This window comes from Arcobacter sp. ISO1 (assembly GCF_058105185.1).
On sequence record NZ_CM176573.1, the window covers coordinates 1,914,890 to 1,935,071 of the forward strand.

General features: G+C 28.1%; 22 protein-coding genes. 6 read left to right on the forward strand and 16 right to left on the reverse strand.

Annotated features, from left to right (window positions below):
* Nucleotides 1–219 precede the first annotated feature (219 nt).
* The 4 genes from AC2TY9_RS09450 to trpC are packed head-to-tail and all read left to right on the forward strand — an operon-like array spanning nucleotide 220 to nucleotide 3,384.
* Nucleotides 220–930 (forward strand): tRNA1(Val) (adenine(37)-N6)-methyltransferase, encoded by a 711-nt coding sequence (locus AC2TY9_RS09450; RefSeq protein WP_489777198.1) that lies wholly within the window; start codon nucleotides 220–222, stop codon nucleotides 928–930.
* A complete protein-coding gene (locus tag AC2TY9_RS09455; protein WP_489777199.1) occupies nucleotides 927–1,307 on the forward strand; it encodes a YkgJ family cysteine cluster protein in 381 nt (126 codons plus the stop codon). Before AC2TY9_RS09450 ends, AC2TY9_RS09455 begins: the two co-directional genes overlap by 4 nt.
* A gap of 17 nt (nucleotides 1,308–1,324) precedes the next feature.
* Complete coding sequence (locus AC2TY9_RS09460) at nucleotides 1,325–2,593, forward strand: hypothetical protein (RefSeq protein WP_489777200.1); 1,269 nt, start codon at nucleotides 1,325–1,327, stop codon at nucleotides 2,591–2,593.
* On the forward strand, nucleotides 2,590–3,384 hold the full coding sequence (gene trpC, locus AC2TY9_RS09465; protein WP_489777201.1) for an indole-3-glycerol phosphate synthase TrpC: 795 nt from the start codon (nucleotides 2,590–2,592) through the stop codon (nucleotides 3,382–3,384). The genes AC2TY9_RS09460 and trpC overlap by 4 nt, the downstream gene beginning before the upstream one ends.
* Here the strand turns inward: trpC and AC2TY9_RS09470 are convergent.
* From AC2TY9_RS09470 to AC2TY9_RS09535, 14 genes are all read right to left on the reverse strand, one after another.
* Nucleotides 3,381–3,623 carry a hypothetical protein gene (locus AC2TY9_RS09470; protein ID WP_489777202.1) on the reverse strand — a complete coding sequence of 81 codons (243 nt, stop codon included), beginning with the start codon at nucleotides 3,621–3,623 and terminating at the stop codon, nucleotides 3,381–3,383. The two genes, trpC and AC2TY9_RS09470, sit on opposite strands and share 4 nt — an antisense overlap.
* Nucleotides 3,623–5,122 carry a hypothetical protein gene (locus tag AC2TY9_RS09475; RefSeq protein ID WP_489777203.1) on the reverse strand — a complete coding sequence of 500 codons (1,500 nt, stop codon included), beginning with the start codon at nucleotides 5,120–5,122 and terminating at the stop codon, nucleotides 3,623–3,625. The genes AC2TY9_RS09470 and AC2TY9_RS09475 overlap by 1 nt, the downstream gene beginning before the upstream one ends.
* A gap of 69 nt (nucleotides 5,123–5,191) precedes the next feature.
* Nucleotides 5,192–5,869 carry a YggS family pyridoxal phosphate-dependent enzyme gene (locus tag AC2TY9_RS09480; RefSeq protein ID WP_489777204.1) on the reverse strand — a complete coding sequence of 226 codons (678 nt, stop codon included), beginning with the start codon at nucleotides 5,867–5,869 and terminating at the stop codon, nucleotides 5,192–5,194.
* A gap of 3 nt (nucleotides 5,870–5,872) precedes the next feature.
* The gene (rseP, locus tag AC2TY9_RS09485; protein ID WP_489777205.1) at nucleotides 5,873–6,925 is read right to left on the reverse strand and encodes an RIP metalloprotease RseP; all 1,053 of its coding nucleotides are present in this window, start codon (nucleotides 6,923–6,925) and stop codon (nucleotides 5,873–5,875) included.
* A 9-nt stretch (nucleotides 6,926–6,934) separates the two neighbouring features.
* Entirely contained in the window at nucleotides 6,935–7,477 is a 543-nt protein-coding gene (pgsA, locus tag AC2TY9_RS09490; RefSeq protein WP_489777206.1) for a CDP-diacylglycerol--glycerol-3-phosphate 3-phosphatidyltransferase, read from the reverse strand.
* Nucleotides 7,477–8,256, reverse strand: coding sequence for an enoyl-ACP reductase (locus AC2TY9_RS09495; RefSeq protein ID WP_489777207.1), 780 nt, complete (start codon nucleotides 8,254–8,256; stop codon nucleotides 7,477–7,479). Before AC2TY9_RS09495 ends, pgsA begins: the two co-directional genes overlap by 1 nt.
* On the reverse strand, nucleotides 8,256–9,143 hold the full coding sequence (gene dapA, locus AC2TY9_RS09500) for a 4-hydroxy-tetrahydrodipicolinate synthase (RefSeq protein ID WP_489777208.1): 888 nt from the start codon (nucleotides 9,141–9,143) through the stop codon (nucleotides 8,256–8,258). The genes AC2TY9_RS09495 and dapA overlap by 1 nt, the downstream gene beginning before the upstream one ends.
* A gap of 42 nt (nucleotides 9,144–9,185) precedes the next feature.
* The gene (locus AC2TY9_RS09505) at nucleotides 9,186–10,499 is read right to left on the reverse strand and encodes a M16 family metallopeptidase (protein ID WP_489777209.1); all 1,314 of its coding nucleotides are present in this window, start codon (nucleotides 10,497–10,499) and stop codon (nucleotides 9,186–9,188) included.
* 20 nt (nucleotides 10,500–10,519) lie between these two features.
* Nucleotides 10,520–11,578: a quinone-dependent dihydroorotate dehydrogenase gene (locus AC2TY9_RS09510; RefSeq protein ID WP_489777210.1), complete on the reverse strand. Its 1,059-nt coding sequence runs from the start codon at nucleotides 11,576–11,578 to the stop codon at nucleotides 10,520–10,522.
* A 55-nt stretch (nucleotides 11,579–11,633) separates the two neighbouring features.
* Complete coding sequence (locus AC2TY9_RS09515; protein ID WP_489777212.1) at nucleotides 11,634–12,317, reverse strand: fused DSP-PTPase phosphatase/NAD kinase-like protein; 684 nt, start codon at nucleotides 12,315–12,317, stop codon at nucleotides 11,634–11,636.
* A gap of 8 nt (nucleotides 12,318–12,325) precedes the next feature.
* Nucleotides 12,326–14,032 (reverse strand): ABC transporter ATP-binding protein, encoded by a 1,707-nt coding sequence (locus AC2TY9_RS09520; protein WP_489777213.1) that lies wholly within the window; start codon nucleotides 14,030–14,032, stop codon nucleotides 12,326–12,328.
* Nucleotides 14,033–14,069: 37 nt separating this feature from the next.
* A complete protein-coding gene (murJ, locus tag AC2TY9_RS09525) occupies nucleotides 14,070–15,377 on the reverse strand; it encodes a murein biosynthesis integral membrane protein MurJ (protein WP_489777214.1) in 1,308 nt (435 codons plus the stop codon).
* Entirely contained in the window at nucleotides 15,377–16,918 is a 1,542-nt protein-coding gene (locus tag AC2TY9_RS09530; protein WP_489777215.1) for an endonuclease/exonuclease/phosphatase family protein, read from the reverse strand. Before AC2TY9_RS09530 ends, murJ begins: the two co-directional genes overlap by 1 nt.
* Nucleotides 16,919–17,011: 93 nt before the next feature.
* Nucleotides 17,012–17,665, reverse strand: coding sequence for a ferritin family protein (locus AC2TY9_RS09535; RefSeq protein ID WP_489777216.1), 654 nt, complete (start codon nucleotides 17,663–17,665; stop codon nucleotides 17,012–17,014).
* A 231-nt stretch (nucleotides 17,666–17,896) separates the two neighbouring features.
* Between AC2TY9_RS09535 and AC2TY9_RS09540 the strand changes: the two genes are divergently transcribed.
* Nucleotides 17,897–18,298: a Fur family transcriptional regulator gene (locus AC2TY9_RS09540; RefSeq protein WP_489777217.1), complete on the forward strand. Its 402-nt coding sequence runs from the start codon at nucleotides 17,897–17,899 to the stop codon at nucleotides 18,296–18,298.
* Between the two features lie 11 nt (nucleotides 18,299–18,309).
* On the opposite strand, the gene AC2TY9_RS09545 is transcribed toward AC2TY9_RS09540, so the two are convergent.
* Complete coding sequence (locus tag AC2TY9_RS09545) at nucleotides 18,310–19,227, reverse strand: calcium/sodium antiporter (protein ID WP_489777218.1); 918 nt, start codon at nucleotides 19,225–19,227, stop codon at nucleotides 18,310–18,312.
* A 12-nt stretch (nucleotides 19,228–19,239) separates the two neighbouring features.
* Nucleotides 19,240–19,659, reverse strand: a complete 420-nt coding sequence (ybeY, locus tag AC2TY9_RS09550) for an rRNA maturation RNase YbeY (RefSeq protein WP_489777219.1) — start codon at nucleotides 19,657–19,659, stop codon at nucleotides 19,240–19,242.
* 107 nt (nucleotides 19,660–19,766) lie between these two features.
* Here ybeY and AC2TY9_RS09555 point away from each other — a divergent pair, with 107 nt between their 5' ends.
* Entirely contained in the window at nucleotides 19,767–20,171 is a 405-nt protein-coding gene (locus AC2TY9_RS09555; RefSeq protein WP_489777220.1) for a thioesterase family protein, read from the forward strand.
* Nucleotides 20,172–20,182: the final 11 nt, after the last annotated feature.

Sequence of the window (20,182 nt, forward strand, 5' to 3'; positions counted from 1 at the left end):
AATTATACTAACTAAAACTAATAAATAAAGTTAATTTAATCTTATAAAAATAAATTATTCAAAATATGTTTGTTTCATAATGAAACATGTACTTTGTAAGTTCATTTGAAAAATTATTTACAGAAGTTTACAAAATCAACGTGAAGTTATCGTGACTAATAGAAATTTTTATTAATGATAAATTGGATATAATCTTATAATTTTTTTGGAGGTCTTTCTTTGGTATTATATCAACCAAGTAGTGGTTATTGCTATAATAGTGACACACATTTTTTATATAATTTTATAACACAAAATCTTGCTAAATTTAAAAATATAAATGGAGAACTTTTAGATATTGGAAGTGGAAGTGGAATTTTAGGTTTATTAGTTGCAAGGGAGTATGAAAAATTAAATCTTAATCAATGTGAGATACAAAAAAGTTTTCAAGAATTTTCATTAAAAAATTCACAGTGTAATAAGATTGATGCAACCATGTTTAAGGGTTCATTTTTAGATATGGATTTTGAAAAGCAGTTTGATATATGTGTATCAAACCCACCTTTTTACCATGGGAATGTAATAAAAAGTGAAAATGAAAATATTAAAGTAGCTAGATATAATGATAAATTTCCTTTGAAAGAATTTGTAAGAAAAACGTCAAAGATATTAAAATCAAATGGAAAATTTTTTTTCTGTTATGATGTGAAACAATTAAATGAAATAATTGCAATTCTAAATGAAGTGAAGTTAAACATTGAATCATTACAATTTGTTCATCCAAAACAAAGTAAAGATGCTACTTTAGTTTTAGTATATGCAAGAAAGAATTCAAAATCATTACTTAGGGTTTTAAGTCCTTTGATAGTTTTTGAAAATGATGATTTTACCAATGAGGTAAAAGAGATTTATAAAAAGTCATCAACTCATAGTATAAAAGTAGAGATATGAATATAATAAGAAAAGAAGGTTTTGATTTTGGTTTTGACCCACACGGTTGTGATACTTGTGAAGGTAACTGCTGTATTGGAGAAAGTGGAAATATTTGGATAAATAAACAAGAGATAGAAAACTTAAGTAATCATTTAGATATTTCATTAGAAGAACTAAGATTTAGATTTTTAGAAAAAAGAGGGTATAAGTACAGTATTAAAGAAGTAAAACTCTCAAGTAATAATTATGCATGTGTTTTTTTTGATTTAGAAAAGAAACAATGTTCTATTTATGAGGCAAGGCCGATTCAATGTCGAACTTTCCCTTTTTGGGATTATTTTAAAAATCATAAAGAAGAGGTAATAAAAGAGTGTCCAGCTATAAAAGTATTTTAGTATTATTATTTTTATTTTTGTTTATTACTGGATGTGAAAAAGCTAATCCACCACAGCCATATTCTGAAAACTTGATAAAAAAGAAGTTTAAATATAAAGCTTTTGAACATGAAGATAAATATGTTATGTTTGCTTTAGAATTTGATAGACAAGGTCAAAAAAGTGAAGCAAGGGAACTATATAAAAGGCTATATGAAAAAACTTTAAATGATGAGTATCTATTAGAATATATTAAAATCTCATTTGCTTTGAAAAGCTATAAAGAGATTTTATCAATTGTAGATTCAAATATTAATAATATTGAAAACAAAAAAATTGAAATAAAAAAGATTTATATATTATCATTAATGCGAATGGCTAATTTAGATAAAGCATTAGAAGAAACAAAAGAACTTTTAAAACTTGAAGAACTTGATAGAAATTATGAGTTATTAGGAAATATATATATTCAAAAAGAGCAATATGAGAAAGCAAAAGAACTTTATGAAAAGCTTTACAAAAAAGATTTAGACTCAAAATATCTTCTATCTTTAGTAAATGTAATGTATATATATCTAGATAAGAAAAAAGAAGCAATAAATCTTTTAGAATCACATACCCAAATGAATGGATGTCAAGAACAAGTTTGCTCAAGATTATTAACTTTTTATCAAGAAGAAAAAAATATTGATGGAATAATAAGAGTTTTAAAAAATACGTACAACAAAGCAAAAAATTTAGAAAACAATCTCTCTTTAGATAGAGTTTATAAGTTGTTGATGTATTATTTAGAGAAAAAAGATATTAAAGAAGCAATAAAATTTTTAGAAGAAAGTAATGCAGATAATGAAAAATTACTAAATCTTTACAGAAGTTCTAATAATTATAAGAAAGCTTATGATTTAGCTAATAAATTATATAAAGAGAGTTCAAATATAGATTATCTAGCTCAAATTGCAATAATAGAATTTGAGATGGCTAAAAATAAAAAAGATGTTTTAAAAGGTGTTATAAAAAAGTTTGAAGATGTGTTGATTATTTTAGATAATCATGTTTATCAAAACTACCTTGGGTATATTTTAATAGATTTTGATATTGATATTAATAGAGGTATATCTTTAGTAAAAAAAGCATTGGAAAAAGCACCACACAATTTGGCATATATTGATTCTCTTGCTTGGGGTCAATATAAACTAAAAGATTGTAAGAATGCCTATAAAAACATGAAAAAAGTTGTTGATAGTGCTGGATTAAATGATGAAGAGATAAAATTACATTGGGAAAAAATTAAGGAGTGTAGTAAGTGATTTTAGATGAAATTAATAAAAGAACATTAGAGGATGTTGAAAAAAGAAAAAAGGATATGCCTTTAGACTTACTTGGTAGAAGTTTAAGTGCAAATCCATTTGCACCAAGGGATGTAAAACCTTACTTAACTTCAACAAAAGAAGAACCAATTAGAATTATTGCTGAGGTAAAAAAAGCTAGTCCTAGTAAGGGTGTTATAAAAGAGGATTTTGATCCATTATTAATTGCACAAGAGTATTCAAATAATGGTGCAAATGCAATTTCTGTTTTAACTGAACCCCATTACTTCCAAGGTAATTTAGAGTATTTAACTCAGATTAGAAGATATGTTCCAACTCCACTTTTAAGAAAAGATTTTATTTTAGATAAGTACCAAATTGTTGAAGCTTTAGTATATGGAGCAGATTTTATTTTACTTATTGCAAAGAGTTTAAGTACTAAAGATTTAAAAGAGCTATACGAGTATGCATTATATGTAGGACTTGAGGTTTTAGTTGAAGTTCATGATAAAGAGGATTTAACTAAAGCAATGAAATGTGGGGCGCATATTGTTGGTATAAACCATAGAAATCTTGAAACAATGGAAATGGATATGTCTTTATGTGAAAAATTAATTCCAATGATTCCAAATGGTAAAATTATAGTTGCTGAAAGTGGTGTAAGTAATACAGAGATTATAAAAAACTTAAGTTCAATTGGTGCAGATGCATTTTTAATTGGTGAACATTTTATGAGAGTTCCTTCAATAGAAGAGGAACTAAAAAAATTCAAAAACTCTTTAGATAGTTAAGGTTTATAGATTAACTTTAAATTTTGATTATATTGTAATACATCTTCGTTGTAAGTAGGAAAGTTGATTGATGGATCATTTATTTCATTACTTGCACGAGCTTTTGCACTTAAATCTACTCTAAAAGCTTCTAAAAAGCTTTTAATAGTACTAACATTGTTGGTTCTTGAATTTCTTTGAATATCATAATTAGGTGATATTGTAGAATCATATCTATTAAAATTTTTAGAAACTTCCATTAAATCTCCTTGTTAAAAACTGATTCTAAAATTTCAGTTTCACTCAGTTCTTTTTTGCTCTTTTCTTCTTTTGGAAATTTTATTTCTAAAACTTGTTTTTTAAGATTTAATAAATTGTATTTTGTTAGATTTTTTAAAAAGTTATCATTAATCATTTCAGGTTTTAATGATTTATCTCTTATCATTTTTTTGACAACTTTTTCTAAATTGTCCCTTGTTTTGTTATAAATCTTTTCTTCTTCAGTTAATGTTACATACTCTTTTTCTAAATAATTTAAAACTAAACTTCCATCATATTTATATGTTTTTATTGAATGAAAGTTAAACTCTTTTGATTTTAAAGAAGAAATATATAAACTTGTAAAAATTGAACCACCTACATCAACAATACCTTCTAAAGATTTGATTGGATTGTTTGAGCAAATATAATCTTCTCCAATATATGAGGGTGAAAACTGAAGTGATGTGATATTGTTCTTTAGTACAACAAAGTTTTTAGAAACTTCTTTTGGACCACCTTTTAAAGAAACTAATTCATTTTTATGAGCTAAAAAATCACCATGCACTTTTTTAGGACTGCCTTCTAAAGATGTTAATACATTATCACTTATATCAAAATTACCTTTTATTTCATGGAAATTAATTGGTAGTTTTTGGAAGTTTTCTAGTGATCCTGATAACCTAACATCCCCAGTAACATCTACAGAATTGTCTTCTAAAATTTTAAAATCTTTAATACTATTTGAGTGAAGCCATTTTATAATATCATCTTTTGTTTCAAACACAACAACTGGCTTGTATATGTGTTTAATAACTTCACTACCTTTGTATTTCCAGTATTTATTTTCTTCATCAAAAACACTTGAGTCTATGTTATTAAGGTTTATATCTGTTATTACATCCCAGCCAATATCATCTGCAATATCATCTAAACTTCTTAGTTCATTTCCGTGGCAAATATAATCTTGACCAACAGTCATTGGCCCATCTTTTAATGACGAGATATTGTTGTTAGAACAATCAAAATAATCTTTTATTTGTTTTGGAGCCCCTTTTAAAGAGATTATTTTATTGTTTGAACATTTGAAATAACCTTGGATATGCCTTGGAGTTCCTTCTATGGAAATTAATAGATTATTTGAGCAATTAAAGAAGCCATCAACTTCTTTTGGTGCATATGATAGTGAAGTTAGTTTATTATTTGAACAATCAAAATCTAAAACACTATTTGGTGCTCCAAATAGTGAGGTAAGATTATTACTTGAACAATCAAAATCTTTTAAAACAGTTTGTGGGCAACCTTCAAGGGAAATAAGATTGTTCTCAGCTATATCAAAATATCCTGTAACTTTTTCAAATTTAACAGGAAGTATTTCATCCTCTAGCTTATCCCTAAGATTTACATTACCATCAACTGTGATATTTAAATTAGAAAAAATTGTATAGTTTGTAATCTCATATCTATTTAGCCATTTTTCAATTTCTTTTATACTATTCAAATAAAACCTTTTTTTGAATTGTTATATTATATAGAAAATTTACTGTAAATATCTAAATAATAAATAAACTTATTTAAATAAACTTGAGCCTACTCTTATCATATTAGATCCACAAGAAATTGCTAGTTCAAAATCATTACTCATACCCATTGAACAATATTTTGCCCCATGAGCTTTTAAAGAATCAAAAATATCTTTTGTAATTTTAAATGAATTTTGAATAGTTTCTCTATCTTCAACATTGGCTCCAATACTCATCACACCCTTTAGTCTAATATTTGGACAAGTTTCAAGTACTTTTTTATAAACTTCAATAGCATCTTCTGGCATAACACCAGTTTTACTATCTTCTTTAGCTGAATTGATTTGTAAAAGACAAGAAAGTTTTTTATTTTTTGCCTCAAGTTTTTTATTTAGCTCTTCTGCTAATTCTAGGGAATCAAGTGATTGAATTAATGTTGGGTTTAAATCAATTAAGTTATTGATTTTATTCTTCTGTAATCTTCCAACAAAGTGCCATTCTAAAGGTAAGTCTTCTAACTCAGCACTTTTTTGTTTTAAATCTTGAACCTTATTTTCTCCAAAAGCTCGCTGACCTGCTTCATATAAAAATTTCACATCTTTTGAACTTGAATATTTAGAAATACCAACAATTTTTACTATATGGTGTTCTGATACTCTAAGTCTTGCTGCTTCAACTTTTGAAATAACCTTATCAAGGTTTTCAACTGCTTTTTTATTGTCCATTTATTATCCTAATAATCTATTAATATCGTTATAAATTCCAAGTAACATTAATGAAGCTAATATAACCCATCCAGCAATAGTTAAATACATAAATACTTGGTCACTTGGTTTTCTTCTTGCAATAATTTCATATAAGTTAAACATTATATGTCCACCATCAAGTGCTGGAATTGGAAGTAAGTTTAAAACTCCAAGGTTAACAGAAATCAAAGCTGTAATTGCAAGTAGGGCAATTATACTAGATTGGCTAGCATCTGAAATAACTTTTCCAATAGTAATAACTCCACCAACCTCAGAACTAGGCACAACGCCTTGTATTAGTTTTTGTACACCTTGAAAAATCATTTTTGATGATTCAATTGTTTTATCCCAAGCATAAGAGATTGCAGAGATTGGATCATGGTATATTGTTACTAGTTTTGGTGCTGGAGATATACCTATCATCCTTTTTTTAATTTTTTCTTTAAATATATTTTGCGCATCAGAGATATGTGGATTTATTGTTTTTGCAATAACTTGTCCATCCCTTTGAATGAAAAACTTAAGGGCTCCCTCTGAAGAGATAATAGTTTTTCCTATTTGATCCCACGTTTTAATCTCTACATTATTGATTCTAACAATTACGTCACCTTCTTTTATCCCAGCTCTCATTGCAGGTGAGTTTTCTTGAACTTTACCAATTGTAGGACTTAAAGAGTTTGCTCCACCAAGGGCTATAACAAAGTAAAGAATTGCTGCAAGTATAAAGTTTGCAAAAGGACCTGCAAAAAGTATTACAATCCTTTGCCATGGTGTTTTGTTGTTATAAGAATCGTTTCCTTCTTCTTCTAACCCAGGTTTAGTATCATCTTGACCTTTCATTTTTACATATCCACCAAGTGGTATTAATGCAAATTGCCAAGTTGTACCTTTCCATTCCTTTGAAAAAATTCTTTTTCCAAAACCAATAGAGAATACATGAACTTTTACTCCAAAAAATCTTGCAGCTAAAAAATGTCCCAATTCATGGAAAAATACTAAAAAAGAAAGTACTAATAAAAATGTTATAGTTCCCACAATATACCTTTATATCTTAAAATAATCTCTTGTATATTCATATCCAGAGTAGATTGTTAAAACCACAGCTAGCCATAAAAGTTCAGTTGCAAATGGCCAATTCATAATTAAAAAACCAATTGCAATCATCTGTATCACAGTTTTCACTTTTCCTGCCATTGTTGAAGCTACACTCTTCCCCTCTGAAACTGCAACAACTCTAAGTCCTGTAATAAAAAATTCCCTTGAAAGTATTAAAAATACAGCCCAAGCACTTGCTCTGTCAATTACCATTAGACCTAAAAAGCCTGCAAGCATTAACATTTTATCTGCAAGTGGGTCTAATATTCCACCTAACTTTGTCATTTGATTCCATGCTCTTGCTATATATCCATCAAAAAAGTCAGTTATTGAAGCTATCACAAAAATAAGTCCTGCAAAATAATCAAGCCACGATGGATGAAAGTTTGCAAAGATTGCAGAATCTCTATCAACTAAAAACCATAGCATTAGCGGGGCTAATGCTATTCTAAAAAGTGCAAGTGCATTTGGAAGATTTAATGATTTAGTCATTATTTAAAAGTAGTCCCACCATCAACAATTAATGTATGTCCAGTAATCCATGAAGCATCTTTTGTACATAAGAAGTAACATGATTGTGCTAAATCTTCAGGCTGACCAATTCTATTTAATGGAGAATATTCAGCAGTTTTTTGTTTTACTTCTTCATAATTTGTAAATGCTTTTAATGCATCAGTATCAATAGGACCACCTGATACTGCATTTACTCTAATTCCCATTTCACCTAATTCAGTTGCAGCATATCTAACCATAGCTTCTACAGCAGCTTTATTTGTACCATGTCCTGAATAGTTTTCAATATACACTAAGTTTCCAGTTGAAGAAAGTGATACAATTGAACCACCACCAACTTTTTCCATTCTTTTCGCAGCTTGTTGTGCACCACAAACAAAGGCATTAACAGTTGCAGTATAGATATTGTTTAATCCTCTTGGTTTTAATTTCATGAATTTACCATATCCACCAACAACAGCTCTACCATAAATCATAGCATTTGAAATAAAGAAGTCAACTCTATCAAAATCTTTGTCAATTTCTAAGAATAGTTCTTTTGCAGTTTCTGGTTCTAAGATATTGTATGAATAACATTTACATTTTACACCAAATTTTTCTTCAACATCTTTACAAATATCAAGAGCTATTTGTGCATTTGAGTTATAAGTAAACGCTACATCTATACCATTTGAGGCAAATTTATAAACACACTCTTTCCCAATACCTTTTGTTCCACCAGTTATTACTAATGTCTTCCCCTTCATTTCGTTACTCATTATTTTATTACCTCATAGTTTTTTAAAGTTTCTTCAAGTTTTTTCATAGTCTCTGCACTTGGAGCAGTTAATGGTAATCTAAACTCTAAAGTGTCTAGTAAACCAGATAAATACATAGCAGCTTTAATTGGAATAGGGTTACTTTCACAGAATAGTACTCTATTTAATTCAAATAAATCTTCATTTATTTTTTTAGCGCTTTCATAATCACCATTTTCAATATCATGAACTAACTTTGATTTTAGATTAGGAAGTAAGTTTGCTGTTACAGAGATAATACCTTTTCCTCCACTTGCCAAAATAGGGAAGTCTATCGCATCTTCACCTGAAACTAAAACTAAATCTTTTCTAAGACTTTGAATCTCAACGATTTTGTTAATATCTCCACTTGCTTCTTTAATCGCATAGATATTTTCTACATCATCATATAATTTGATTATTGTTTCTGTATCTATAGCAACTCCAGTTCTACCTGGAACGTTATACATCATAAATGGAATATCAACAGATTGAGCAATAGCTTTGTAATGCTCATATAAGCCTTCTTGAGTTGGTTTGTTGTAATATGGAGTTACAGATAATATTCCATCAGCACCAACACCTTGAGCATGTTTTGCAATGTCACATGCCTCATGTGTAGCATTAGAACCAGCTCCAGCAATAACTTTTGTATTAGTATTTTTACAAGTTGCTACTGCAACCTCAATACACTGTTTATGCTCACTATGAGATAATGTTGCACTCTCTCCTGTTGTTCCAACTGGAACAACTACATCAATACCTTGTTCAATTTGTCTTTTAATTAATGATTCATATTTTTCTAAATCAAGTTTCCCATCTTTAAATGGTGTTATTAGTGCAGTCATTGCACCGGTAATAATATTCATATACTATTTTCTCCCTTTCAAACTTTTACTTTTTTAAATTTATTATTTATTATTTTTTAAAATTAATGTTGTTGAGTTTTCTTTTGTTAAATATTTTTTTGCAGCTTTAACAATATCACCTTTTTTTAATTTTTCAATGTTCTTTTCATAATCAAATAAAGGTTTTGTATTTCCTCTAACAAAATAGCTTCCATATAAAGATGCTACAGAACTTGAACTTTCCAATGAGAAGATAAAATCAGCTTTTGTATTAATCTTGATTTTGTTAATCTCTTTTTTCTCAATCTTTCCATCTTTGATATCTTTTATTATCTTGTTAATCTCTTTTTTAACATCTTTTGCTTTAACACCTTCATTACAAACAGCCATAAACATAAATAGTCCTGGATCTATAAGTTCAATATTGTAAGCATAAACAGAATTTACCATTCTTTTTTCATCTACAAGCACTTTATGTAGAATCGAACTCTTACCTGAACTTAGTAACTCACTTAATGCAGATAATGCAACTTGATCTTCATGCTCATAGTTAGGAATATGGTATGCTATTGCTAGCATCTCAACTTGAGAATCTTTATAAACAGTTATCTCTTTTTCACCATCTTGTTTTGGTTCAACTGTATGGATTTTTCCAGGAAGTTCTTTTTCATTTTTAATATCTTTGAAATATTTTTCAGTAGAAGAAAAAACATCCTCTTTAGAAATGTCTCCAGCAACTACTACTACAGCATTTTTTGGCTGGTAATATGTAGAATGGAAGTCTCTTATATCTTCAATTGTCCAATTTCTGATATCATTCATAAATCCAATTGGAGTCCAGTGATATGGATGGTATAAATATGCATTATTAAATAATCTATATTGTAAATATCCCATTGGGTTATTATCTGTTCTCCATCTTCTCTCTTCTGTTACAACATCACGTTCAGGTTGGAATTCTTCATCTTTTAAAGTTAAATTCTCCATAAGTTCTGAAAATAACTCTAAAGATTTGTCCATGTTTTTTGAACTAGACTTGATGTAGTACTTTGTATAATCAAAAGATGTTGAAGCATTATTAACTCCACCAAATCCTTTTACAATCTCATCAAATTCTCCTGCATCTAAATTTTTTGTTGATTTAAAATTTAAATGCTCAAGCATATGAGCAATACCAGATTTACCCATGATTTCATTTCTACTACCAACATTGTAAAAAATATTTGTAGAAACAACATTTGAACCGTTGTCCATTGGAATGGCAACAATTTGTAAACCATTATTTAATGTTTTAGTATAAAATTTAGGTAAACTTTGACCCATTAATTCTCCTAAGAAAAATAAAAAGAACACAATTAAAAGTAAATTTTTTTTCATGAATGTTCCTTATTTAAAATTTATTTTAAGTCTGAACCTATAACTTCAGAGATGTTTTTGAATCCATCTCTTTCCATAAGCTCTAAAAGACCCTCATTGATATTTTTAACCATAGAAGGACCTTCAAATATCATTCCAGTATAAACTTGAACTAAAGAGGCACCAGCTTTTAGTCTTTTGTATGTCTCTTCAGCCGTATATATACCACCCACAGAAATTAAAACAGTTTTACCAAAAAGTTCTTTAGCAATCTCTTTAAAAAATTCAGCTGATTTTTGCGTTAAGCATGCACCACTTAACCCACCAAAATCTTGTGCATTTGGAACTAAAGAATACTCAATTGTTGTATTTGTAGCAATAATTCCAGCAGCACCTGAATTAATCGCTGTATTACAAAGATTTATAGCTGCTTCAATCTCCATATCTGGAGCAATTTTCAAGAAAATTGGTTTTGAAGTTAACTCTTTAGCCATAGTAAAAAGTTCAGTGATAAACTTTTCATTTTGTAAATCCCTTAAATTGGGAGTATTAGGACTAGATATATTTATTACTAAATAATCACTTGTATCCTCAAACTTTCTAATTAAAGTTTTATAATCTTGTAAAGCAAACTCTTCGGGTGTTGTTTTATTTTTACCAATATTTGCACCAACTGGAATTGAAAAAGGATAAACTTTTTTTAGATTGCTTAATACCTTTGCAGAACCTTCATTATTGAATCCCATTGCATTTTGTACAGATTTAATTTCAGGATATCTAAATAATCTTGGTTTAGCATTTCCAGGCTGTGCTTTTGGAGTCATTGTCCCAATTTCTGTGCATCCAAAACCTAATGCTGGCATAGCTTTAATCATTGTAGCATTTTTATCATACCCAGCAGCAAGTCCTACAGGATTTGGAAAATTTATTCCTAGAATATCTTGAGTTAGTCTATGGTCCATTACAAAGTTTCTTTTAACCATGTAATTATTAATTATTCTACAATTTGGTAGGATTTTTAATCCTAACTCAGCAATACCGTGTGCAGTTTCTGGATTAAATAAAAAAAGTACTTTTTTTAAGTTTTGGTAGTTAAACACACTTATCCTTTTTTAAAAATTTCAACATTTTATCTAAATAATTGTAAAGAAGTGGTTATTCTCTTCTTAAGACATTATCATATAGGAAGTTTGCAAGTTTATTTGCTTTAAATTCTGCTCTAAATTTTTTTGCATCAATTCTTTTTGACCATTCAATTAAATTTGCATCTTGATTTTCTTCTTCATACTTAGCAAATAAGTCATAGTAACATTTTAAAATTCCAGCACCTGAACTTTTCATATATCCATAGGGAAAAAATTTTAGTTGATCTGTATCTTTCATTTTTCTTTTTTCAATGAAATATTGATACAAAGTACAAAAATGACTAGTTCTATCAGCTCCAGCTTTACAATGGATTAATACAGGTTTATCCATCTCTTCTTCTAATACTCTTTTATATTCTATTAATTGATCAGTGTTTGGCACACTTCTAGAACTTATTCGCACATTTACAAGTTTTAAACCAAGCTCTTTACAACGTTCCTCTTCAAATAAAAAATAGGCACTCTCTCTATTTTCATTTTTTAAATTGACAATTGTTTTAATACCAAGCTTATCTCTTAATTTTTTAAGTTGCCCCATAGTTGGTTGGGCTCCTCTATAAACTCCAGGAGCTATTTGATATAAATTATCTCTAAAATAGTTTATAAAATTGTGATCTTTATAAAATAAAGCATGCATCCATGCTTCACGTCTTTCCTTAGGGTTGTTGATATTCCATTTGTTTTTTTGCGGCATCAAAATCCTTAGTTAGATAAAGTTTTTAATCTTTTATATTCATCACAATTTATTAGAAGGTTCTCTTCTGTATCTTGTGCAATGATTTCACCTTCTTTAAATACAGCTATTTTATCAGCTGTTTTAATTGTAGAAAGTCTATGTGCAATGATAAATATGATTTTATCTTTTGAAATCTCATCAATAATATCTGAGATAACTGATTCACTTTTATTATCTAATGCTGATGTTGCTTCATCTAAAATAAGTATTTTTGGGTTTTTATATAAAGCTCTTGCTATTGCAATTCTTTGTCTTTGACCGCCACTTAAATTTGTACCAAATTCATCAAGGTCTGTATTTATTCCTTCAGGTAGTTTAGACACAAAATCATAAGCATGGGCTTGGTTAAGACTTTCTATAACTTTTTGTTCATCAACTTCTTTTCCATAGGCAACGTTTTTTGCAATAGAATCACTAAATATATATACCCTTTGTGTAACAATTGCAATGTTTTCTTTTAATTGCTTAATATCTAAATCTTTGATATTTAATGAGTCTAAAGTAATCTCACCACTACTTGCATCATAAAATCTTGCAATTAGGTTAACTAAAGAACTTTTTCCACCACCACTATCTCCAACTAAGGCAAGTTTTTGTCCAAGTTTTGCTTCAAGATTTATATTTTTTAAAGCAACTTTTTCATCATATCTTAATGTAACATTTTTAAATTCTATTTTTTGGATATTTTCAGGGAAGTTATTTTGTCCTGAGATAATTGTTGCTCTTAAATCAAGTAGTTGATTAATTCTTTCATTTGCTGCAATTGCATCTTGCATAAAGTTGAAAATTGAAGATAATCTTTTAATTGGTGGATAAAGTAAAAACAGGGCTGTTAAAAATGAGAAAAAGGCACCAATTGTTAAATCACCATCAATAACTTGTTTCCCTCCAATTACAATTACAAGAGAAAATGCTATGGCTCCAACTGTTTCCATTAATGGGTTTACTAACTCATTTGTTTTTACAGTTTTTAGGTTTATTTTAAAAAAGTTCATATTAAATTCAGAGAATTTTTTTAATTCAAACTTTTCAGATGTATTAGCTTTAATAATCTCAATATTGTTAAATATTTCACTTAAGTGTGTAGTGATATCTGAAATTGACTCTTGTGATCTAAACGAAAGTTTTTTCATTTTTCTTGCTAAAATAGATAAAGGCCACATTGAAAGTGGCATTACAATAAGTCCATAAAAAGCAAGTTCTGGACTTTGATAAATTACCACTACAACTAAACCAATTACAGTTAAAAATTCTCTAATAAATTCACCTATTTTTTGAGAAACAGCAGCTTGAATTCTATTTATATCATTTGTAATTCTTGAGATTAATTCACCATTATTTTTTTTGTAAAAAAAGTCAACATCTAGTTTTAGTATATGACCTAACAATTTATCTCTAACAAGTCTTACAATATCTTGTCCAATAAAAGCCATATTAATAGCTTGAATATAAGTACCAGCAGCCTTCCCAAAATATAAAGCAACAATAGCTATTGGAAGTAATGTTAACATTTCAGTATCTTTATTTACAAAGATATCATCTAATAAAGGTTTAACTGCATAGGCAGTTCCTGATGTCCCAACAGCAGCTAATGCCATACCAATAAAGGCGTAAATAAATCTATTTATATAGTTTTTATAATAGGGTACATATTGTTTAAAAAAATCTCTCATATTAGTCCTAGTTTATTTTAAAAAGGCAATATTATATCTAATCTTTACTAAAATACAGAGTTTTTAAATTTCTCATACCAAACTCTTTTAAAGTTAAAATTAATAAAATAAAACCACTTAAAGTACTTGCAAATGCAAGACCTGCAGCTTCGTATGGAGCTATAAGTATTAGTGAAAATACAATGTTGGCTCCCAAGGCTTTCATTGATATTTTTGCAGCTAGAAATTGTTTTTCTTTTGCATACAACCACAAAGAAAAAATCTTTGCTAAACCATAAGGAATTAAACCAATTAAGTACATTGTTAAAATTAAAGCAGTATTTGAAGTGTCATTTGAATCAAAAGCACCTCTTTCAAATAAAAGCCATATTATTTCATCATTTAAAACTATTCCAATAAGGCTTGCAAGAGATAATAAGGCAGTTAATATAATTGATGATTTTCTCATCAATGACAAAGCTTTATTTTCATCTTTGTTTTTTATAGCCCTTGCAATCATTGGAAATAGTGCAATTGATGTTGCTATTGCAAAAAGTGCTAGGGGAAGTTGAAAAACTCTATTTGCATAATATAAATAGGAGATTGAGCCAGTTACTAAAAATGATGCTAACCAAGTATCTAAAAAAGCAGAAATATGAGCAGTTGAACTACCCAATGTTGCTCCAAAAAAGCTTTTGTAAAATCTGTTTTCCTCTTTTTTATTATGTTTTTTAAAGGTAAAAATTTTACATAAGTTTTTGTTTTTTATAGCAATTACATGAACTAAAACTTGAAGTAAACCACCTACTAAAACCCCATAAGAAAGGTAATATGTTATTTCATATTTATCCATTCCTTTTGATATTAAAAGTGCACCTATTAGTGCAAGGTTTAAAAGAGCTGTAGAAAATGCAGTTGTGGCAAAATGGTGTTTATATTGTAATAATGCAGCCATAAAAGTGACAATAAAAATCAAAGGTAAATAATAAAAATTTATGGCAACTAAAGGTGCTGCTAAATCTATTGTATTTTTATCAAACCCTAAGGCAATCGCTTTAGTAATAAGTGAGGAGAATAGGGTAACAAACAATGATAAAACAATCAAAAATCCAATCAATTGTAAAAAAATCATTGAAGAGAATCTAATTTTATGTTTTGCTTTTGCATATGAAGGGATAAATGCTTGTGTGAAAGCCCCTTCTGCAAAAATTCTTCTAAATAGATTTGGCAATTTAAAAGCTACAAAGAAAATATCTGAGTATATATTTGCTCCTAAAATTGACGCTGTTAATAAATCCCTTAAAAAACCTAAAATTCTTGAAACTAAGATTCCACTACTATTTGTGAAGATTGATTTGATTAACATTAGTCTATTTTCTCATGTAGCAGTATTTGGAATTGGTCTTTATAATATGATAGGTGTGCTTTTGGTATAACAATATTTTTATTCTCTTTTGGTAAGTTTTCTTTTTTTAATGCGTAAACTCTAATTTTACCTTTATCAAGGTATAAATAACCTTTTTTATAATATCCTTTTAGGTTTTTTATTATCTCATTTTGATTTTTAAAATTAAAAATATTAGTTTCTTTTTGATTTAAATAAAAAGACTCATATTTAGGATATTTCCCTTTATATTTTTTAATTTTAAATTCAATTATCTCTTTTAATCCAAAATAATCTTTGATTTTTGAAACTTCTAAATCATAAAAGAAACCTTCTGATAAATCTTTTGCATTGTTGTAAAGATAAATTGCTCTATCATTTTTTTGTTTTATTATTGCATTATTGCCATTTTTATAAATAACAATTACGTTTTTAAGTTCAATTGAGTCTTGTAATTTTATTTTTTCATAGAGTTGAGAGATTTTATTTATCTCTAAATTCTTTTGATCTTTTAAAGGGTTTCTTTCTACTCTTTCAGTGGAAAATTTTGCAATAATTGGTAAGTGATCTGAAAAACCTTTTCCTTTATGGATTCTATTTTTCATTTCCCATCGTAAGATTTTCTTATTTTTATATAAATATTCAGGTTTAAAAACATAAAAACTATTCAAGATATACGAGATTTTTTTATTATCAAATAGTGCAGGGGAAAGAAGTATATTATCAGGGGTAGTGTTTTTCCCTCTATATTTATTTGAAAACCTTTCATTGAAATCTAAATCAAGCCAAAGATTATAATGGGTTCTTTCATCTTTTTTTAAAATATCATCAAAATTTACAAATCTTTTTTCTATAGTTGTATTTAAAACGTGGTTTATTCCTGTTATTCCATTTGTGTTGTTTAATTTTTTTTCTTTGTATATAGTTTCAAATTCATTGTAGTTTGAATTAAAATCACCTAATAAAATATAGTCATAATCTTTAGGCAGATTATTAACTCTATCAAATAGGTTTTTAGCATATTTTACCCTGTAACTTTCAGCAACTCTTTTTGAAGGCCAATGGTTATTAAATATTTTAAATTGAATATTTTCAATTTCAAAGGTTGTTTCTAATATTGGTCGATAAATCTTTTTTGAGAATCTTATATTTAAACTATCATTTGAGACAATTTTAATCTTACTTAAAAAACCAAGTCCGACTGAAGAGTTCTTATATTTATCAAAAGAGTAGTATTTATATTTTGGTGTTTTTTTTAAAAGAAGTTTCATTAATTCTTTAGATTCTATCTCTTGTAAGGCAATTATATCTGCATCTAAATCATTTAAGACTTTTATTAAATTGTTTAGTTTTATTCCAAAAGTTTTTTTATTCCAATTACTTTTTGTATTTGGAATATATTCTTTATAATCACTTTTATTTTTATTTAAATCGAAAAGATTTTCAACATTGTATGATGCAACTGTAAATTGTTTTGCATAAAGAGATATGCCAAGAAGTATTATTAGCAATAGTTTTTGCAAAAGTTCTCCAAAATTATTGATATCTGATAATTTTGTATTTTATCGTTTTTTTTACAAGAGTAGATGAATTCTACTCTTGCTCTTTAATAAGTTTTATTTTTTACTATTAAGTCTTGATTGATATTCTTGAGGGTGTTTACAAACAGGACACATTTTAAGAGCTTTTTTACCTCTATGAATATGACCACAAACTTCACAAATCCACTCTTCCTCATCATTATCACTTTCAAATTCTTTTCCAGTTTCAAGTCTTTCAAGAAGCGATCTATACATATTTTCATGCTCAATTTCAATTTTACCAATCATTTCAAGCATTTTTGAAAGTTGTTTTTTACCTTCTTCTTTTGCTATTGCTGCAAAATCTGGATACATCGTTACATTTTCATAAGACTCACCTGCAATTGCGTCTTTCAGGTTTTCAACTGTATCGCCTAACTCTTTACCTTTAATCATCTCGTTATAAGCTTTCAATTCAAGATTAGCATGTTTCTTTTCATTGTTAGCTGCTCTTTGGAAGTGTTCCGCTATATCTCTATACCCTTCTTTTTGGGCAACTTTTGCATAGTACTCATACTTGTTTCTTGCCATTGATTCACCTGCAAAGGCTTTCATAAGGTTAACAGCAGTAAGATTTTCAGTAATCATCTCCATCTCTTCATCACAACATGTTAGTTTACCTCCACCAACATTTTGAACTTCTACTACATTCCCACACTTGTTACATTTATATGATTCATATTGTCTCATTCTAACTCCTTATTAAGACAGATATTTATTATTGATATTAAATTAAATCAATAGAATAATTTGTATTAATTATATAGCTTAAATATATAATTTAGCTTAAAGGAAAATAATTATCAACTACTAATTTACATTAATAAATAAAACTCAAAGGTTTTTCTATTAATATTACACAATAATAAAAAATCTGCACATACTATGTTTATAATATTTATGAGCAGGAAAGGAAATAAAATGTTTAATAGTTCGATTCTATTAAAAGAGTATAATTTAAAAGTTACTCCTCAAAGGGTAGCAATTGTAGAAGAATTGTATAAAAATGGACATATGAATATTGATGATCTTTACAAGAATCTTTTAGAAAAATTTCCTTCAATCTCATTGGCAACAATATATAAAAATGTAAATGCAATGGTTGAAAAAATATTTTTAAATGAAGTTAAAGTACCAGATACTAAAACAGTTTATGAGTTAGTAAAAGAGGAACATTCACATTTGATTTGTTCATCATGTGGAAAAATTGAAGATATCATAATTGATACATCTGTTTTAAACAATACTTTGTCTGCTGTATCAAATTTTAAAGTTGATAACACAGAAGTTGTGTTCCAAGGAACATGTGAGAAATGTCAATAATTCAAGATAGCCTATAGGCTATTTTGAATAACTAATCCTAAAACTACTAACAACACAATTCCCGCACTTTTATTATATAATTTATTGGCAGTTATAAATACTAGCATCAGTGAAAGAATAAGTGCTGCTGTGATATCAAAAAAGTTTGCTACCAAATCTACATTCAATGTGTTTACAATAGATGAAACTCCTAAAACCATAGTAAAGTTTGCTACATTTGAGCCTATGATATTTCCAATTGCTAAATCTGCATTGTTGTTTAATGCTGCTTTTATTGAAATAGTAAGTTCAGGAAGTGATGTACCAAAGGCAACTAAAAATAAACCAATAATCCATTCACTAATACCAAAGTCTCTGGCAATATTTCCTGCACTATCAATGGCAAAATCTGCACCACCTATTGTTAAAACAAAGCCAATTAGTAAAAACCCAACTGTTTTACCCCATTCAAACTTTTCTTTATCTATATCATTATCAATCTCTTCAACTTGATTTGAGCTAATAAGAAAGGTTAAATAAGCAGCCATTAAAATCAAAAATAAAATTCCATCAACAACATTTAATTTCCCATCAATACCCATTAAAATAAATACTAAAATAGGAAATAAAGCCCATGCAGAATCTTGGGCAAAAAGATCTCTATCTGGATTTATTTTCTTTGATACTATAAATACTGCACCCAAAACCAAAGCAATATTAAAAATTGTACTACCAATTACATTTGCAACTGCAATATCTCCACTCCCTTTTAAAGAAGCTGACATTGAAACAGCCATCTCAGGTAAGGATGTTCCAAGTGCTACTAATGTTGCACCAATCACAAAAGGTGAAATATTGTAATTAAGTGCGATTTTTTCACTCTCTTCAATTATAAAATCAGCCCCATAAATTAGTGCGGCCATTGATACTACAAATATTAAAATATCCATCTAAAACCTTTCTTATGAGTTTCTTACTATTAAACTGTTAGGAAGATCATACTTTTTTATGAGTTCTTCCTCTTTTTGTCTATGTTCACCATTATCAACTTCATGGTCAAATCCAAGTAGGTGTAAAATTCCATGAATAAATAAAAGTTTCATTTCATCTTCAAAACTATGATTATATTCACTTGCTTTTTCACTTATAAAATCAGTTGAAATAATAATTGAACCTAATGGCATATTAGGCATATCAAATTCTAATGGAAAAGATAAAACATCAGTTGCTTTATCAATATCTCTATGCTCTTTGTTAATCTCTCTCATTTGTTCATTTTCAACAAATATTAGTTCAATATCTTTTGCCGTTAAATTATTTTTTATAACTTCAAGCTTTTTTATGTCTATATTTATATCAGTGTTATTTTCAAGTTCAATCATGATTTCCCAATAAAATTTTGCGGATTATATCTAAACTTTACATATTAGAAGATAAAAAGTTAAATTTCATTATTATATTACAAATAAATTATATATTGGGAGTAAACATGGAATTAGAAGTTGGTACAAAAGCAACAATAGAATATAAAGTTTTAGAAAAAGATTTGGCAAAGAATTTAGAGATTTCGGTTGATGATAACTTTCCACCTGTTATGGCAACTGCTAGAATGGTTGCACTTATGGAGTGTTCAGCAGCTAAAGCAATGAAACCACTTTTAGGTGATGGAAAATTATCTGTTGGTGTTGAAGTAAATGTAAAGCATATGGCTCCCACTCTTGAAGGTGATGTTGCTATTTCAACTGCAACTTTTGTTGGTATGGAGGGAAAACTATATAAGTTTGAAATTGAAGCAAAAGATTCAGGTGGAGTAATTGGAACTTGTGTTCATACAAGAGCAGTTGTAAGTGAAGATAGACTTATGAGTGGAGCTAATAAAAGAGTAGAGAAATAATAGAGCTTTTA

Coding starts and splice junctions, on each gene's coding strand:
- AC2TY9_RS09535 (WP_489777216.1), bottom strand. CDS start 17,665: ATGAGACAATATGAATCATATAAATGTAACAAGTGTGGGAATGTAGTA.
- AC2TY9_RS09470 (WP_489777202.1), bottom strand. CDS start 3,623: ATGGAAGTTTCTAAAAATTTTAATAGATATGATTCTACAATATCACCT.
- dapA (WP_489777208.1), bottom strand. CDS start 9,143: ATGAATATTATTACCGGTGCAATGACTGCACTAATAACACCATTTAAA.
- AC2TY9_RS09545 (WP_489777218.1), bottom strand. CDS start 19,227: ATGGATATTTTAATATTTGTAGTATCAATGGCCGCACTAATTTATGGG.
- AC2TY9_RS09455 (WP_489777199.1), top strand. CDS start 927: ATGAATATAATAAGAAAAGAAGGTTTTGATTTTGGTTTTGACCCACAC.
- AC2TY9_RS09480 (WP_489777204.1), bottom strand. CDS start 5,869: ATGGACAATAAAAAAGCAGTTGAAAACCTTGATAAGGTTATTTCAAAA.
- pgsA (WP_489777206.1), bottom strand. CDS start 7,477: ATGACTAAATCATTAAATCTTCCAAATGCACTTGCACTTTTTAGAATA.
- AC2TY9_RS09495 (WP_489777207.1), bottom strand. CDS start 8,256: ATGAGTAACGAAATGAAGGGGAAGACATTAGTAATAACTGGTGGAACA.
- AC2TY9_RS09505 (WP_489777209.1), bottom strand. CDS start 10,499: ATGAAAAAAAATTTACTTTTAATTGTGTTCTTTTTATTTTTCTTAGGA.
- AC2TY9_RS09515 (WP_489777212.1), bottom strand. CDS start 12,317: ATGCCGCAAAAAAACAAATGGAATATCAACAACCCTAAGGAAAGACGT.
- ybeY (WP_489777219.1), bottom strand. CDS start 19,659: ATGATTGAACTTGAAAATAACACTGATATAAATATAGACATAAAAAAG.
- murJ (WP_489777214.1), bottom strand. CDS start 15,377: ATGTTAATCAAATCAATCTTCACAAATAGTAGTGGAATCTTAGTTTCA.
- AC2TY9_RS09540 (WP_489777217.1), top strand. CDS start 17,897: ATGTTTAATAGTTCGATTCTATTAAAAGAGTATAATTTAAAAGTTACT.
- AC2TY9_RS09555 (WP_489777220.1), top strand. CDS start 19,767: ATGGAATTAGAAGTTGGTACAAAAGCAACAATAGAATATAAAGTTTTA.
- AC2TY9_RS09520 (WP_489777213.1), bottom strand. CDS start 14,032: ATGAGAGATTTTTTTAAACAATATGTACCCTATTATAAAAACTATATA.